Here is a 15663-nt window from a genome sequence, read left to right as displayed (position 1 = left end):
GGTTAATAGTTATGGATGTAGATAGAAAAATAGTAGGTATTTTTAGAACAATTGATGATGCGGCATTCGTTATTAATGAATTAAAAGATAAAGGATACTCGGCGGGTAACATTTCAGCTATTGCGAAGGATCAAAAGGAAATTGAACATCTGGAAGAAAAATCGGGTGAAAAAGTGAATAGTGAAACGGCACATAAAGCGGATATCTTTTCAGCGACAGGGCTTGTGGCAGGAGGAGTAGCAGGCGGACTCGGTGGTTTATTAACAGGTCTTGGTATACTTGCCGTTTCTGGAATGGGTCCAATCGTAGCAGCGGGACCTATCGCAGCAGCTATTGGAGGAGCCGGTATTGGCGGAGGAGCTGGAAGTTTAATAGGAGCATTTATCGGATTAGGAATTCCCGAAGAACATGCTAAGAAATATGAAGAATACATTTACGATGGAAATATATTAATTTTAGTAGATGCAAAATTAGATGATAAGTTAGAAATCTATAAAATATTTGATAAGCATAATGCTTATAACTCTGATTTCTTTAAATAATATGTACTTCACATATCAATGATGAAAAATGTAAACATAGTGAATATCGTTTTTTGATCTTACAACTTTGGCGCGGCCGAGGAGTCGTATGACTATAAGAGAGGAAGGGCTTATAGTAAAAGATCAAGTTCTATTCTGTTATCCCGCTATTTGTGGGCAGTAAGACCCCCATCTCAAAATTCAGTGAAAGCAAAGAAGTTAGGTGGGGGTCGGGCTGCCCGTAAAAGCCCGATTGGTGAGGGCTGATTAAAGTTTCACTTTATTGAAAAGGGAAGAGGTGTCTTTTCGTGATTGTAAAAATAGTAAAGGATAGTAGTAATAGTTTCCTTTGTACGGTTCAAAATAAAAATGGAGAGAAGTATGTGAAGAAATGGTTTAGTAAACAGAAAAACAAGGAAGAAGTAGGGCGACCAACTTTTAAAGAAGTAGAAAAGGATTGGAAAGAAAATAGAGAATCGTTTATGTATCCGAATGTAAAGGCGCTTTATTAAAAATAATAGGCGTTTCATTCTTACAAAATTGTCACACTCTTGTAAGGTAATTCAATAGATTAGATACTTTTTCCATGTCATAATAAAGACATAAGAAAGCTTATTCAAACTACAACTTATTAGGAGAGTGTCAGTCATGATTGTAACAACAACGTCTGGAATTCAAGGTAAAGAAATTATTGAGTATATCGATATTGTAAATGGTGAAGCTATTATGGGTGCAAATATTGTCCGCGACTTATTCGCTTCCGTTCGTGATGTTGTCGGTGGTCGTGCTGGTTCTTACGAAAGCAAGCTAAAAGAAGCTCGTGATATCGCAATGGATGAAATGAAAGAACTTGCAAAACAAAAAGGTGCGAACGCTATCGTTGGTATTGACGTAGATTATGAAGTTGTTCGTGATGGAATGTTAATGGTTGCTGTAAGTGGTACAGCTGTACGTATATAAGTAAGTAAAAATACAGGCTCACCCCTTGAAGCTTATGCTTTGAGGGGATTTTTTTGTTTCATGATTAAAGTTAAAATGAAGAAGAGTGGACGGATTTTTATAAGTGGAAAAAATAAGATGAGGGCGAATGTACTAGCTCACTCAAATGATATAACGGTTTAAGTGATAAAGTTGAAAAGAAACTATAATTTACATATGTTTAAAGTGCCAAAACTTTTTCGTCAAACGTTATTGTAAAAAATGCTAGGATTTCTCCTAGCATTTCGTGAGGGGGTATTGCACGGGAATTTAGATAAGAAGCAGACGTACCCGCTTATTTCAAATGTAGTATATATTGTTTTCAAGGAGAAAAGTAAGAAATACAACAATCTTTATATATGTTTAACGAGAGTGTTAACTTTATGATAAATAATAAAATTGTTATTTGAGATAAGGAGAGGGAAATCAATACAAAAGGTGTATAGGATATGAAAGGGAAGGGAAGGTGATAGTGTTGATGCAAAAATAAAGGACAGTACATATTGTATATGGCTACTATGTACTGTCCTCACTTATTTCTTTTGGATTATGAAAACTCATTACCTGTCTTGCTATAAATTTCATAGGCGAAATAACCAAATAAATAGCCTATTCCAGATCCTAAACTAATGGAAAGTAGTGAGGAATCCGGAAAAAACATACCGAAAATCAAACCAATCATACAGCCAACAAGCATTCCCATAGGTATTAAACTATCTAATAACAGTTGAGCTTTTTGAGATTTTTTCTTACCTAATTTTCCGTTCTTATATTTATGTTCCAATCTTTTAATTACAAATACTACAATTCCACCAACTATTACAACAGGCGCGATTGCCGAAATGAACCACATGTTAGAAGCTCCTTTCGTTTTTAATTAAATTATACCATATATTAACATTTAAAATTTAAGCGGAGACAAGATCTTCTGCATTTCTTTTCCTTTTATTCATGACTAAAGTTAATAGGAATAAAATGAAGCTTAAAAGTGCCATTATAATAAAAACTTGCGTATAGCTATTAAAATAATCACGAGCGATTCCTGCTAGGACAGGAATGAATCCGCCCATAATATATCCTCCTGACTGCATCATAGCAGTCCATGCACTCGCATCTTCTGAGGTTTTTGTTTCATATAGCGGTAGCATGAGAGCGAGTGGGAATACGCCGCCGAGCCCGATACCTAGTAAAATAGAAGGGATCCATGGTGTAGTTAGTGGGTAAATCATAAGCGATAAACCTACGAGTACAAAGCATATACTCCCTAATAACCAAAGTGCTCGGTTTTTATAAATATCCGCTAATGTTGGAATTAAAAAGCTGCATATCATTTGAACAACTGTAAAAACAGTTATGAGAGTACCAGCTTGTTCGCTACTGACACCCATATTTTGATTTGCGGGCGCAAGCCAAGTTGTAATGGAGTAAAAGATTCCTGATTGTAGCCCGAAAAAGATTGTGAACAACCATGCTTTTTTATTTCTTAAAGGTAAACTATTATTCTTTTTATTTTGTGTACTCGTATTCTTTTTTCGTTTCATAACGGGATACCAAAATATAATAGCGATAATAGTAAGTACACCCCAAAAAGCGAGTGCCATATTCCAATCGTCTTTTAATACATGTTGTAAAGGAATCGTTAATCCTGCACTTAAAGAAGCCCCAGTTCCCATACCTACTGAATATATGCCAATCATTAAGCCGATTTTCGTAGGGAATTTTTCTTTAATAAAACCTGATAGTAACGGACCTGCAAGTGCGATCCCAATACCGATAAATAAAGAGCTCGCGAATAATGTGGAAATGGAAGAGGTAAAAGCCCTCATACATGTTGCGAAGCCAATTAGAATAAGACAAGTCATAATTGCTCTTTCTGCCCCATATTTTTTAATAACCTTCCCAGTCAGTAAGGCGAATGTCCCCATACAAAAAACAGGAATAGCTGTTAAAAAACTAACGGAAAAATTGCTTATATTTAAGTCTTGTCGGATTGTTTCTAATAAAGGTGAAACAGATGTAATCCCGATACGTAAATTAATGGAAACAAAAAATAGTGCTAGTATATACAAATAAGTTCGTTCTTGATGTTTCAATTTCATTTTCTCCTCTCTTAAACATCAGACGTTATTCAGTATATCATCTGATGTTTGTGTGTAATAGATAAGGAGCTTATTTCAGCTCCAAATTTTGAATGGCGTATGTTCGTGCCTCTTCGGCATTTTGTTTAAAAATAGCTTGGAATAACTTTTCATGGATGTCAGAGTTATCTTCATAGTTCTCTGTATTTAATATGAACTGACTTAAAATGTGGCGAAGGGCAGGTACGAAAGATTGATACAAATCAAGTAGAACTTCGTTTTTGCTCGCCTTTGCAACTGCTAGATGAAACTGAATGTCTGCATCTATGTATGCTACATAATTACCTTCTTGAAGGGCATGTTTTCTTTTATTCAAATGTCCTTTTAAGTATAAAAGATCCTCGTCGCTTCGGCGCTGTGCCGCTAACATCGCTACTTCTTTATCAAGCATATTTCGTGCTTCATACACATGATTTATATTAGCTGCTTGCAGTCGTTTTTCAAATGAATCTTGTGTTGTATTTAGTGAGACAATACGAGTACCTTGTCCTTGTCGAACTTCTAATATGCCAGCATGTACTAATATCTTTATGCTTTCTCGCAGCGTCGAACGCCCTACACCTAACTCTTCCATTAACTGCGGCTCTGTAGGGAGGCGATCACCAACTTCATACTCGCCAGAAAAGATTTTCTCTTGTAGACGTTCTAGCACTTCATCGACTAATTTCCGCCGAGAAACTTTTGAAAAAGATTTCTTTTCGTTCATATTCATCTGCTCATCTCCTGTTATATTCGCTTTTATGATAACCAATTTAAGTTCTGTTGACAATGTTATTTTTTAGGTAGTTGAAGTGGGGATACTAAAATAGGGTTTATAAGACATAAAAAAATCAATCAAAATAGATCTTTCAATAGCATTTAATAACTCGTCAAAAACACTTTCCCTTTTGTTTTTTCAGCAGATTGAATGACACCAACCGCACTTTTTACATCTGCTAAGTCATATGTAGAATGGACTGTCATGAAACGTAATTGCTCATTTTCCACTAGGCGAATTAAGTGACGAAACGTTTCTTGCCATTTATATGGTGATACTTCTTTATTCCAATGTCGTAAATGAAATATATTCGCGTGCACCTTTGCTTTCGTGACAATCTCTGCCCAGTTAACTTGTATTCCTGATAGAAGGCCGATCGTTAAAAAGCGCCCATTTGGACGTAAGGAGAAAGCTAATTCATTTCCATCCGGTCCCCCGATAGAATCAATCGCTGCATCTGCACCAAGCCCGTTTGTTAACTCCATAACTGTTTCATAAAGCGGGGCAGTGGAAGTATCTATTACATATTCGGCACCGAGGCGCAGTAATTCTTCTGTATGCTTATTATTTCTCGTAACTGCAATTAATCGGAAGTTTAAAATTTGTGATAACTGAGCAAAAAGATGACCAATAGCGGATCCGCAAGCATTTACTAATAAAATATCATTCTGTTTTAAGTTTAACGTTTCTGTACATGTAACCCATGCCGTAAGGGGATTAATATACATTTGTGCCGCTGTAAAATCATCGATGGAATCAGGAATAGGGACTACAAAGTCAGCTGATGTCTTCACATATTCTTGCCAAGTACCTTCCCCGCGTAACGGTAAAACACGTTTACCGATAAGGTCTCTAGTAACGCCCGCGCCTACATCTTCTACAATACCAACACCTTCGTAACCAGGTATGTTAGGTAAAGGGATTCTATGTGCGTATGCTCCGGTTACGGGAATTAAGTCAGATGGATTAATCGGTCTAACTAGCATACGAACTAAAACTTCATTATCTTTTAACGGTTCTATATTTTTATATTCAACCTGTAATACATCTTTCGGATTGCCAAACTCATGAAATTGAATGTATTTTCCGCGCAAAATAAATGGTCCCCCTTAGTGTGAGTGGGTTAATTATAGCATTTTTGGTTTGGTTGGTTATTTCATTAGCACTAAATAAAGAGGAACAGACAGTCTTCGTTTATACATTTGATAAAATCGTAGAAAACGGTATTGCTGTGTTTAAAAAATTTAATGAAAAATAGGCTCGACCCTTGGAGTTTATGCTTTGAGGGGATTTTTATTGTGCAAATTTCAAAAAGATACATGAATTATGTAGCATTGTATGGATTGTAAAATCGATTTCCTGAATACATAGTAATATAATAAAAAGACGCCCTTGTGAGCGCCTTTTTCCGACTTGAGATAGATGTATCATTATTGTTCTGTTAGGATACATAGCTCTCGTTTAAAGTTTACTCACACAAATGATCTGTGTATCAATTTGTTTTGATATACAGATCATTTGCATGATAATTCTTATAGATAATTGCTGAATGATAACCTTACATGAATGCTTTTAAAAGTTCTTGAACCAATGGAATTACTCCACCTACGAATTTTAAAACTGCCATTGCGATTTCCATATGATTGCCTCCTTTTTTTTAATAGTAAGATGTAATGAATCTTTATATCATCATTATAGTAAGCGTTTACAAATGCATCAATGCATTTCGATATGCAATATTTCATATTTGTATTCGGCAATGAGGATAAAGAGGAATCAGTAACCTATCAAAATATAAGTCGCATCTTGTATAGTATAATGTAATGGTGGAGGTCGGATATGAAAAAAATAAATTCAAATATAGATTTGGATACAAATGTATTGGAAGCGGTATTTATTCCAAGAAGGTTTATTGTTTTATGGATTACCCTCGTATATATAGCTTCAATGCTTTTAGAATTTCGTAATAATATTTTCTCTATGGATAGTTTCTTCTTTACAATAGTCATTGTTATTCATACTATTTTTCATTGGTATGCGAGTTCATTAAAGAATAGGCAATTATTGTACTTCTTTTTTGTACAACTCTTCATTGTGTTTCTCGCTGCATTTATTGTACCAAATGGTTCAATAGCTATTTTTGTTGGATTAACCCCTATTTTAATTGCCCAAAGTCTATATGTTTATAACAATATATTTAAAGTAATGGCAGTTTTTACTCTCATGTATGCCATATTTTGTACTGCAATCAGTATCAATTATGGTGTGAATAAAGTAGCTATTCTTATTTCTATGTTCCTTTTAGTATTAGCAATTATTATTCCTTTTTCTTATATTAATAAGCAGCAATTTGATGCACGTAATCGTATACAGAGCTACATTCAAGAGTTAGAATCTGCATATATGAGAGTAGAAGAATTGACATTAGCTAATGAAAGACAGCGAATGGCAAGAGATTTACATGATACGTTAGCGCAAGGTGTAGCGAGCTTAATTATGCAATTGGAAGCAATAGATGCCCATATGCAAAAAGGGAATACAGGACGATCTCAAGAGATTATGAAACAAACTATGGTAAGAGCGAGACAAACTTTACATGATGCAAGGTTGGTTATTGATGATTTGCGTCATACTACCAATTCATTTAATGAAGCAGTAGAGGAAGAGGTTCAACGTTTTTCTGAGGCTACTTCTATACATGTGAGATTTACTATTCAAAGCCCCCCGCATATTTCAAGCTTAGTAAAGGAGCACTGTTTATATGTAATTAGTGAATGTTTAACGAATATCGCAAAACATTCACAGGCAACAGATGTAAATTTAAAAGTTGAATATATCGATGACCTTGAAAAGCTTACTATTGAAGTTGAAGATAATGGAATTGGTTTTGACACTGGATATATCGGTAAGAATCCTGGACATTATGGTTTAATTGGCTTAAATGAGCGTGTTCGATTGATTAAGGGAGAAATACATATATTGAGTGAAAAGATGAAGGGTACGAAAGTGTATATTCAAGTGCCTATAAATAAAGAAGGAGATAGCCATGAAGCATAACGTATTAATTGTAGACGATCATTTCGTTGTGAGAGAAGGTCTGAAATTAATAATAGAAACGAGTGATTCATTTCAAATTATAGGTGAGGCTGCAAACGGAGAAGAAGCTCTTTCTTTCATAGAAAAAAAGAAACCTGATGTCATTTTAATGGATTTAAATATGCCTAAAATGAGTGGCTTAGAAACAATTGAGGCTTTAAATAAAAAACAAAATCATACGCCGATTATTATATTAACTACTTATAACGAAGATGAATTAATGTTAAAGGGAATTGAGTTAGGGGCAAAAGGATATTTGCTAAAAGATACGGATCGTGAGAATTTGTTTCGAACATTGGAAGCGGCTATTCGAGGTGAGATTTTACTACAACCAAATATTATGGAAAAGATAGTGAAGTATAAAAGGAAAGAAGTACATGCTGATAAGGTTGCAGAAAATAACTTAACAGATAAAGAATTGTTTGTGCTGAAAGCTATTGCGCGCGGATATAAAAATAAAGAAATTGCATTTGATATGGGAATAGCTGAGCGAACGGTAAAAGCATATTTAACAAATATATACAATAAATTAGGTGTTAATTCACGGTCAGAAGCAGTAGCTGTATCTATTGAAAGGAAGTTAATTCATTTTTAAAACATTATATATGCCCAATCGTACATTATAGGCTTGCCCTTTTGTACGATTTTTTTATTTCTTTCTCATGTTATGCTTCAGAAAGTATGAAAGATTTAAGAACAATCTAATTGCATTACAATTATAGACGTTTCTAATGTAGGAAAGGAAGAAGAATAAGTAAATGGAAACTTTGCTTTTAATTCCTGTATTAATTTTCTTTATTTGGCTGCAAAGCAAACAAAGAAAAATAAACTGGATAGATATTATAACTTTTCTCATGATGATAGGGAGTATTACTTATACGGCGCCGCAACAAATGACTAGGGATTTACAAGCAGAGCTACTGGCAGTTACGCTTTTTTCTTTTGCTATTGGTGTTTGGCAAGGTGGGGGAATTACAGTCTGTTATGAGGATGAAATTTTATATATTACAAATGGAAAACAGTATTTCATTTCATGGATTCTCTTAATAATTGGTAACATAATTATTATTAATATATTTGAAGATGGATTTACAGTTAATGGATCGTGGTTTCTTTTGTGTGGTGTTGTCATTACATCTGGGGTGAAAAACAGTATTCTATGTGTTCTGTACAAATTAACAGTGCGAAATTGAATGGAAAACCAAAGCTGTTTTCTTTTACCCCAACATAAAACGTATTGCTGTAAGTTCATTAAAAGACCGTAGTTGATAAAAAATGAGATGGAAGTATTGGAAGAATGGGGGAGTTAACATAGATGTTTCTACCTATTACTACATTTGATAGGTTTAGTTGGCTGGGGAATGTTGCTTTCTCTTCAGAAAAGACTAGTAGGAATCGAGCGCTATCGAGGGCTGAAGAAAGAGATGTTAATTTGTGTAATAAGAACTGTATAGGTTCAGTTAATAATATGCATCAAAAAATAACGATAGATTCTGTGGAATATGGTGATAATTGTGTATTGGGCCGTGCAGAACCTCATTCAACAATTGTCATAACGAGTGGCGATATGTATGTTGGAAGCGGACCGGTTAATAAGTATGGAGAATTTAAAATATATACAAATGATTATCTGGAAGAGTATTCGGTAATAGAGATTCAGTTGATAATGGGCGGTTTCTATCAAGGAAGTATAACGGTAAAGTTAAGGTATGATGATTTCCTTTTTATTTAGTAAATAAAAAGGAAGCAACCGTAGTCGCTTCCTACATCTATTAAGCCGAAGCTTTCTTCATTCTCTCAAGTAAACTAGATAAAATATGTGTACGATAAGATTCTAGTTTTTTACCTTCGTAAGTACGAATCCCTAATTTTTTAAGTTCTTTTACATACCAACCTTTGCTTCCGAAATACATGTGATCGCTCCCCTTCAACTTTGTTTATTTGTCCTGATTGTACTTGGAGGTACGGGTAATATAATGAAGGAAATGAATTTCGCGCGAAAATGGTTAACTTTGTTGCAAAAGACATATATACTAAGGGTAGTATATAACGAGGTGGGCAAGACGTGATTATAGAGAAGCACGAAATTCAAATTGACCAAATTACGAGCGGTAAAGTGAATATCTTTACTTTCTATAGAAATAGAAAGCAAGTTGATGATCATTTTTTACGATTGCAAGAACCATCGCTTACAGCAAACTACTTCTTCCATTTTCATTTTGATGCAGAGAGCTTGCATCTTCTGCAGGAAGAGTTTCCGGGCGTATATCCGTACGACCGTAGTGACACGATTCACGACTGGACGGAAAAGATGAAAGCGGAATTGCAACATCAGATCCAAACAGGTAAATGGAATAAACGCGTACGTATCGGTAATCGCATTCTAGATGTGGTGTTTACGTGGTGTGACGAAGATATAGTAGAGTGAAAAAGAAGCGGATGACGCTTCTTTTTTTAGCGCTGGAATAAAACGAGCTTACCTGCAGAAGATGTGCAGCGATGTGTTTTTTCATGCAATCCTTTTTCTTGTAAAATAGATTCACCTTTTGCTTTCGCTTCTTTTTCAGTTGCTGCCTCGAATGATTCGTCTAATGCTTTTGAACCATCTTTTTCAAAGACTGTTAGAACGTATACTCCCATGAAAATTCCCTCCAATAATAAAAATCAGAATCTTATAACTATTTTGGCATAAATCACTAGAATATGCAAAGAAATATATGACATTGCGTGTTACAATAAAGTGAAACTTTAACTAGTGGGGAGTCTTTTCATCCCCACTAGTTATTAGTTGAACCAATCGGGTATTTATGGGCAGTTTACTTTCAGATTGGCTTCTTTGCCTACTGCCCGTTAATACGGGGTAAGGTGAAACTTTAATCAGTGGGGGATTTTTTATTTCCTGCTTATTACTAGTTTTCGCCAATTGAGCATTTATTGTTTGTGTTCATGCGGATAAGATGAAACTTTTGAACTATAGAAAGGATCGTTATTTGTGAAACAAGTGAAGTTTATACATGCGGCTGATTTGCATTTGGATAGTCCGTTTAAAGGGATGGAAATGAATGTACCACAGTCTGTTTGGGAGAGAATGAAGCAGAGTACGTTTGAATCGTTCGAGCGTATTGTTGATAAAGTGATTCAAGAGCGCGTTGATTTCGTATTACTAGCCGGGGATTTGTATGATGCGGAGACGAGAAGTTTGAGGGCGCAAGTGTTTGTGCGTGAGCAAATGAAGAGACTGTCGCAGTATGATATCCCTGTTTTTATTATTCACGGTAACCATGATCATTTAGGGGGAAGCTGGGCAGCAATTGAGTTTCCGGAAAATGTTCATGTGTTTACGGAGCCTTATGTGGAAGAGAAGTCATTTTATAAAAATGGTGAGCTTGTAGCTTCTATTTACGGGTTTAGTTATTTGCAGCAAGCGGTAACGGATAATATGACAGTGCAGTATACGAAAATGAGTGATGCGCCTTTTCATATTGGAATGCTTCACGGAAGTGTGGAAGGGGATGCAGAACATAATCGCTATGCACCGTTTCAAATTCGTGAGCTGAAGGAAAAGCAGTTTGATTATTGGGCTCTTGGCCATATACATAAACGTGAAATTTTATCAGAAGAGCCGTACATTATTTATCCAGGTAATATACAAGGGCGTCATCGTAAGGAGACGGGCGAGAAGGGTGCGTACCTTATTGAACTCACGAAACAAGGATCGCAGTGTTCATTTTTCCATACGGCGGATGTTGTGTGGGATGAGATAGAAGTGAATATTGATGGACTTGAAACTGTTGATGATCTTATGACGAGCGCGTCAAGTGCGATGAATGAATGCAGAAGAGAAGAGGAAGGTACGCTTTTAACTGTCATATTTACAGGACAGGGACCACTTGCTCCTTATTTGCGTGAAGACAAGCGCGTGGAAGAGATTTTTCATATTTTAGCAGCGGGAGAAGAGCGAAAAGACTTTGTATATGCGATGAAGTGGAAAAACGAGACGGTTTCTTTTGCGGAAATTGAACGTTTGAAAGAAGAAAATCATTTCGTCGGTAGTGTGCTGAAAGAGTTAGAAGCTTTCACAAATATGGACGGAGTGTTGCGCACCATTTGGACATCTCCTGTAGCGCGTAATAGCATTGAAGCTTTTACGGAAGAAGAGAAGAAAGAGATTCAAAAGGAAGCGGAAAATATTATTTTAGAGCAATTATTCCAGCAAGAGAGGGATAAAAAATGAGAATTGAAAAACTCCATATTTATGGCTATGGAAAACTAGAAAATGTGGAAATGGATCTGTCAATGCTGACGGTACTGTACGGTGAAAATGAAGCGGGGAAATCGACAATTCGCTCGTTTATGAAAAGTATTTTATTCGGTTTTCCGACGAGAGGACAGCGCCGTTATGAGCCGAAAGAAGGCGGGAAGTACGGCGGAGCGGTCACTGTTCAAACAGAGAAGTACGGCCGTTTGAAAATTGAACGATTGCCAAAGACGGCAGTAGGCGCGGTGACCGTTTATTTTGAAGGCGGGAAAACTGGCGGCGAAGATATTTTAAACGATATATTAAGCGGTGTGAATGAAAGCTTATTTGATTCTGTTTTTTCATTTGATATGCATGGTCTTCAAAATATTCATCAGCTCGGCGAAGCGGATATCGGCAATTATTTATTTTCGGCCAGCGCAGTCGGAAGTGATGCGTTATTGCAGTTAGATAAAAAATTAGAAAAAGAAATGAATCAGCGCTTTAAGCCGAGTGGTCGTAATCCTGAAATTAACGTGTCACTGCAAGAGATGAAGAAAATTGAGGAAAAGATGAAAGAATGGCAAGGGAAAATTGGCACGTATGAAAAACAAGTCGAGCAGTTAAAAGAAAGTGAAGAGAAACTTGCTTCTGTTCGTGCGGAAAAAGAGTCAGCCGAAAGACGAAAGCAAGACTATGAAATATTAGCGGCGCTTGAGCCTCTCGTTATTGAAAAGAGTACGCACGAGAAAGTGTTAGAAAACGAGAACGGGCAGTTTCCTGTAAACGGAATGGCGCGCTATGAGGCGGTAAAGGCAAAGATAGAACCGCTCCAAGTACAAGTAGATTCACTTCAAAAAAAGATAGAAACAGTGCAATCAGAAATTGATTCCACAGAAATAGATGAAGCATTTTTACAAAAAGAAAGTTACGTAGAAGAACTTCGTATGCAGCATATGTCTTATGAAAATGCACGCCAAGAAATGCGTGATATGACGGGAAGTATTGCGAATATAAAAGAAGAAATCGCAGAACTACAGCAACAAATTGGCGCTACTTTTGAACAAGAGACTGTTCTTTCGTTTGATATAAGTTTAGCGACGAAAGAATTAATTATGCAAACTGTGCAAAAGGCGCGTGAATTAGAATCGCAAAAAGCACAACTAGATGAACGTTTTAAAACGGCTCAGGAGCAATTAGAAGAGCAAGAAGAAAATATAAGACAAATCAGCCAGCAAATGTTAGCTGATGAAGAAAAAAATACGTTAGTTGAGAAAGAAAAATCATTTCAGGATGCGGCATTTTTAGGAATGGGCGCAGAGAGAATGAAGCGCAAGTATGAGGAAAAAGCAGGGGCAGCTCAGCAAAAGAAAAAACAGTGGCAAAGAATTTGTCTTCTGTTACTTCTTATTAACACGCTTGTTTTATTCACGAGTCTATTTATAGATAACCGCGTGCTGTTATTTATTAGTGTGATTGTGTTTGTAGGGATTGTTTTAGCACTCGTTTTATATAAAGATCCTTCGGGTGGATTACAAGAAGAGCTTCTTACTCTTCAGCAAAGTGCTGGCGGGCGTCAAAGTGAAGAAGCGATGTCTGTTCGTTATCAGTTAGAAAAAGATGAAGAGATTCGTAAGCTATTTGAGCGTGAGTCGTATAAGTTGCAGCAAATGGAACGTGCTTATGATAAAGTCGTTTCATCTTATGAAGAATGGGAGAGAGAAACTTTCCAAATAGGAGAACAAGTAGGTGCGTATAAAACGCGCTATATGTTCCCTGAATTTTTTACATATGCGCACATGTTGCCAGCGTTTGAGCGTATTGAAAAAATGCAGCAATTATATCGTGATTTAGAGAAGCAAAGTAAGCGGAAATCTTCATTGTATGAAATGATTTCGCACTTTGAGCATAAACTAGAAACTGTTATCGGTAGTAAAGAGTATAGTAATTTGTATGAGGCGCAAAGTCGTATGCAAAATGAAAAAGAGAAGCGCCAAACTTGTAAGCAGCTGAAAGAGAAGCTGGTGGAATGGCAAGAAGAATATGAGTTCATGCAAGAGCAATTAAAACAACTACTAGTAGAGCGAGATGGGTTATGGCATATCGCAGAATCTACAGATGAAGAGATGTTTTTAGAAGCAGGAAAATTGGCAGAGAAACGTGAAGACGCGGATAAGCAAGTGGGGCGTTTATTACCTCAAATTGATTTGTTAGAACAGCGCTTAACGAGTTTGTCATTAGCTGAGCATTATGAGGCTGACGGTTATGATGAAAAATTAAAGCAAGAAATTACAGCCGCGCAAAGCTGTCTGGCGCAAGAGAAAGAACTGACAGAGCGTATTGCGAAGCATCGAATAGAAATTGCGAATTTAGAAGAAGGCAGTACGTATGGTGATTTGCTACATGAGTGGGAAATGAAAAAAGCGCAAGTGCGTGAACAAGTGAAGAAGTGGGCTGCATATGCGGCCGCAAAGACAGTGCTAACGAAAACGAAGCAGTATTATCATGAAGTGCATCTTCCGCGTATTTTACAAAAATCCGAAGAGTATTTCGTGTATTTAACAGGCGGGAGATATAGTAAAATATTCTCACCGTCAGAAGCGGAACCGTTCATTGTCGAACGTAACGATGGTATGCGTTTTTACAGTCATGAACTAAGCCAAGCGACAGCGGAGCAGTTATATTTATCATTGCGATTCGCGCTAGCGAAAACGTTTGAGCATGACTATCCATTTATTATTGATGATAGCTTCGTACATTTTGACGCGGTAAGGACGAATCGAACGATTGAACTTATAAAAGAAATTGCGAAAGATAGACAAGTTATCTTCTTTACATGCCATGCGCATTTATTAACGTATTTTACAGAAAATGAGATTATAAAATTAACACGTAAGCGTAAAGAAAATGAGTTGTAGTATGCTATACTAAAAGTAACTGATTTGGTGGAGGAATTCGAATGAAAAAGAAAATTGTAGAATATGAAGTTGGTGAACAAGTCGATGTTTTCTTGTTAATTAAAACAGCGACAAAAGGTCTCGCAAGCAATGGCAAGCCGTTTTTAACAGTAATCTTACAAGATCCAAGTGGAGATATTGAAGCAAAGCTATGGGACGTATCGCCAGAAGTTGAGAAACAATATGTAGCGGAAACAATCGTTAAAGTAGCTGGAGATATTCTAAACTATAAAGGACGTATTCAATTACGTGTGAAACAAATTCGTGTTGCGAATGAGAATGAAGTAACAGACATCTCAGACTTTGTAGAAAAAGCTCCAATAAAAAAAGAAGATATGGTTGAGAAAATTACGCAATACATATTTGAAATGAGAAACCCGAACATACAGCGTCTAACAAGACATTTGTTAAATAAGCATCAAAACGAATTTTTAGAATATCCAGCAGCGACAAAGAACCATCACGAGTTTGTATCTGGACTAGCTTATCACGTTGTATCGATGTTAGATTTAGCGAAAGCTATATCAGCTCTATACCCATCGTTAGATAAAGACTTACTATATGCGGGCGTTATTTTACACGACCTTGGTAAAGTATTCGAACTATCTGGCCCAATTTCTACGACGTATACGTTAGAAGGAAATTTACTAGGCCATATTTCTATCATGGTGAACGAAATTGGTAAAGCAGCAGACGAACTACAAATCGATGCAGAGGAAGTATTAATCCTTCAGCACATCGTCCTTTCCCATCACGGAAAAGCAGAATGGGGTAGCCCAAAACCACCATTAGTGAAAGAAGCAGAAATTCTGCACTACATCGATAACTTAGATGCAAAAATGAACATGATGGACCGCGCATTAGGACGTACAAAACCAGGTGAATACACTGAGCGTGTCTTTGCGCTTGATAACCGTTCGTTCTATAAGCCGACGTTCCATAATTAAAAGTGTAAATAGAATGGCCTCATTAAGTGTTA

The 15663-nt window shown here is 36.4% G+C and carries 17 protein-coding genes and 1 pseudogene; 11 read left to right on the top strand and 7 right to left on the bottom strand.

Annotation, left to right across the window (positions count from 1 at the left end):
* Positions 1 to 11: 11 nt before the first annotated feature.
* The 3 genes from NSS74_RS18640 to NSS74_RS18630 all read left to right on the top strand — a co-directional run bounded on the left by NSS74_RS18640 (position 12) and on the right by NSS74_RS18630 (position 1481).
* Entirely contained in the window at positions 12 to 542 is a 531-nt protein-coding gene (locus tag NSS74_RS18640) for a general stress protein (protein WP_002011077.1), read from the top strand.
* A 287-nt stretch (positions 543 to 829) separates the two neighbouring features.
* On the top strand, positions 830 to 1033 hold the full coding sequence (locus tag NSS74_RS18635; protein ID WP_012260481.1) for a DUF4028 family protein: 204 nt from the start codon (positions 830 to 832) through the stop codon (positions 1031 to 1033).
* A gap of 136 nt (positions 1034 to 1169) precedes the next feature.
* Entirely contained in the window at positions 1170 to 1481 is a 312-nt protein-coding gene (locus tag NSS74_RS18630; RefSeq protein WP_000637510.1) for a YbjQ family protein, read from the top strand.
* A gap of 565 nt (positions 1482 to 2046) precedes the next feature.
* On the opposite strand, the gene NSS74_RS18625 is transcribed toward NSS74_RS18630, so the two are convergent.
* The 5 genes and pseudogenes from NSS74_RS18625 to NSS74_RS18605 all read right to left on the bottom strand — a co-directional run bounded on the left by NSS74_RS18625 (position 2047) and on the right by NSS74_RS18605 (position 6139).
* The gene (locus NSS74_RS18625) at positions 2047 to 2352 is read right to left on the bottom strand and encodes a hypothetical protein (RefSeq protein WP_002140688.1); all 306 of its coding nucleotides are present in this window, start codon (positions 2350 to 2352) and stop codon (positions 2047 to 2049) included.
* Between the two features lie 55 nt (positions 2353 to 2407).
* Positions 2408 to 3598: an MFS transporter gene (locus NSS74_RS18620; protein ID WP_002140689.1), complete on the bottom strand. Its 1191-nt coding sequence runs from the start codon at positions 3596 to 3598 to the stop codon at positions 2408 to 2410.
* Positions 3599 to 3668: 70 nt separating this feature from the next.
* Positions 3669 to 4349: a FadR/GntR family transcriptional regulator gene (locus tag NSS74_RS18615; RefSeq protein WP_002140690.1), complete on the bottom strand. Its 681-nt coding sequence runs from the start codon at positions 4347 to 4349 to the stop codon at positions 3669 to 3671.
* 146 nt (positions 4350 to 4495) lie between these two features.
* Positions 4496 to 5488 (bottom strand): zinc-dependent alcohol dehydrogenase family protein, encoded by a 993-nt coding sequence (locus NSS74_RS18610; protein ID WP_012260483.1) that lies wholly within the window; start codon positions 5486 to 5488, stop codon positions 4496 to 4498.
* Positions 5489 to 5952: 464 nt separating this feature from the next.
* Positions 5953 to 6139, bottom strand: a pseudogene (locus NSS74_RS18605) (hypothetical protein).
* A 94-nt stretch (positions 6140 to 6233) separates the two neighbouring features.
* Here NSS74_RS18605 and NSS74_RS18600 point away from each other — a divergent pair.
* From NSS74_RS18600 to NSS74_RS18585, 4 genes are all read left to right on the top strand, one after another.
* Positions 6234 to 7451 carry a sensor histidine kinase gene (locus tag NSS74_RS18600; RefSeq protein ID WP_002125734.1) on the top strand — a complete coding sequence of 406 codons (1218 nt, stop codon included), beginning with the start codon at positions 6234 to 6236 and terminating at the stop codon, positions 7449 to 7451.
* Positions 7441 to 8085, top strand: coding sequence for a response regulator (locus tag NSS74_RS18595; protein WP_002125739.1), 645 nt, complete (start codon positions 7441 to 7443; stop codon positions 8083 to 8085). Before NSS74_RS18600 ends, NSS74_RS18595 begins: the two co-directional genes overlap by 11 nt.
* 163 nt (positions 8086 to 8248) lie before the next feature.
* Positions 8249 to 8683 (top strand): hypothetical protein, encoded by a 435-nt coding sequence (locus NSS74_RS18590; protein ID WP_002140694.1) that lies wholly within the window; start codon positions 8249 to 8251, stop codon positions 8681 to 8683.
* Between the two features lie 122 nt (positions 8684 to 8805).
* Complete coding sequence (locus NSS74_RS18585) at positions 8806 to 9222, top strand: hypothetical protein (protein ID WP_002140696.1); 417 nt, start codon at positions 8806 to 8808, stop codon at positions 9220 to 9222.
* A gap of 40 nt (positions 9223 to 9262) precedes the next feature.
* Here NSS74_RS18585 and NSS74_RS18580 read toward each other — a convergent pair whose 3' ends face one another.
* A complete protein-coding gene (locus NSS74_RS18580) occupies positions 9263 to 9403 on the bottom strand; it encodes a YflJ family protein (RefSeq protein ID WP_000273535.1) in 141 nt (46 codons plus the stop codon).
* A 152-nt stretch (positions 9404 to 9555) separates the two neighbouring features.
* On the opposite strand from NSS74_RS18580, the gene NSS74_RS18575 reads away from it, so the two are divergent.
* Positions 9556 to 9918: a hypothetical protein gene (locus tag NSS74_RS18575; protein WP_002064091.1), complete on the top strand. Its 363-nt coding sequence runs from the start codon at positions 9556 to 9558 to the stop codon at positions 9916 to 9918.
* Positions 9919 to 9944: 26 nt separating this feature from the next.
* Here the strand turns inward: NSS74_RS18575 and NSS74_RS18570 are convergent, their stop codons facing one another.
* Positions 9945 to 10130: a YhzD family protein gene (locus tag NSS74_RS18570; RefSeq protein WP_000539550.1), complete on the bottom strand. Its 186-nt coding sequence runs from the start codon at positions 10128 to 10130 to the stop codon at positions 9945 to 9947.
* A 352-nt stretch (positions 10131 to 10482) separates the two neighbouring features.
* On the opposite strand from NSS74_RS18570, the gene NSS74_RS18565 reads away from it, so the two are divergent.
* Genes NSS74_RS18565 through yhaM form a run of 3 tightly spaced genes read left to right on the top strand, consistent with a single transcriptional unit; the run spans position 10483 to position 15631 of the window.
* Entirely contained in the window at positions 10483 to 11724 is a 1242-nt protein-coding gene (locus NSS74_RS18565) for a metallophosphoesterase family protein (RefSeq protein ID WP_002140698.1), read from the top strand.
* Positions 11721 to 14645: an ATP-binding protein gene (locus tag NSS74_RS18560; protein WP_002140700.1), complete on the top strand. Its 2925-nt coding sequence runs from the start codon at positions 11721 to 11723 to the stop codon at positions 14643 to 14645. The genes NSS74_RS18565 and NSS74_RS18560 overlap by 4 nt, the downstream gene beginning before the upstream one ends.
* A gap of 41 nt (positions 14646 to 14686) precedes the next feature.
* On the top strand, positions 14687 to 15631 hold the full coding sequence (gene yhaM, locus NSS74_RS18555; RefSeq protein ID WP_002011096.1) for a 3'-5' exoribonuclease YhaM: 945 nt from the start codon (positions 14687 to 14689) through the stop codon (positions 15629 to 15631).
* Positions 15632 to 15663 lie beyond the last annotated feature (32 nt).

Origin of the sequence: Bacillus sp. FSL E2-8868 (assembly GCF_038005505.1) — a bacterium.
In the GTDB taxonomy this organism is placed as follows: Bacteria; Bacillota; Bacilli; order Bacillales; family Bacillaceae_G; genus Bacillus_A; species Bacillus_A mycoides.
This window is presented reverse-complemented; position numbering and strand designations above follow the sequence as displayed.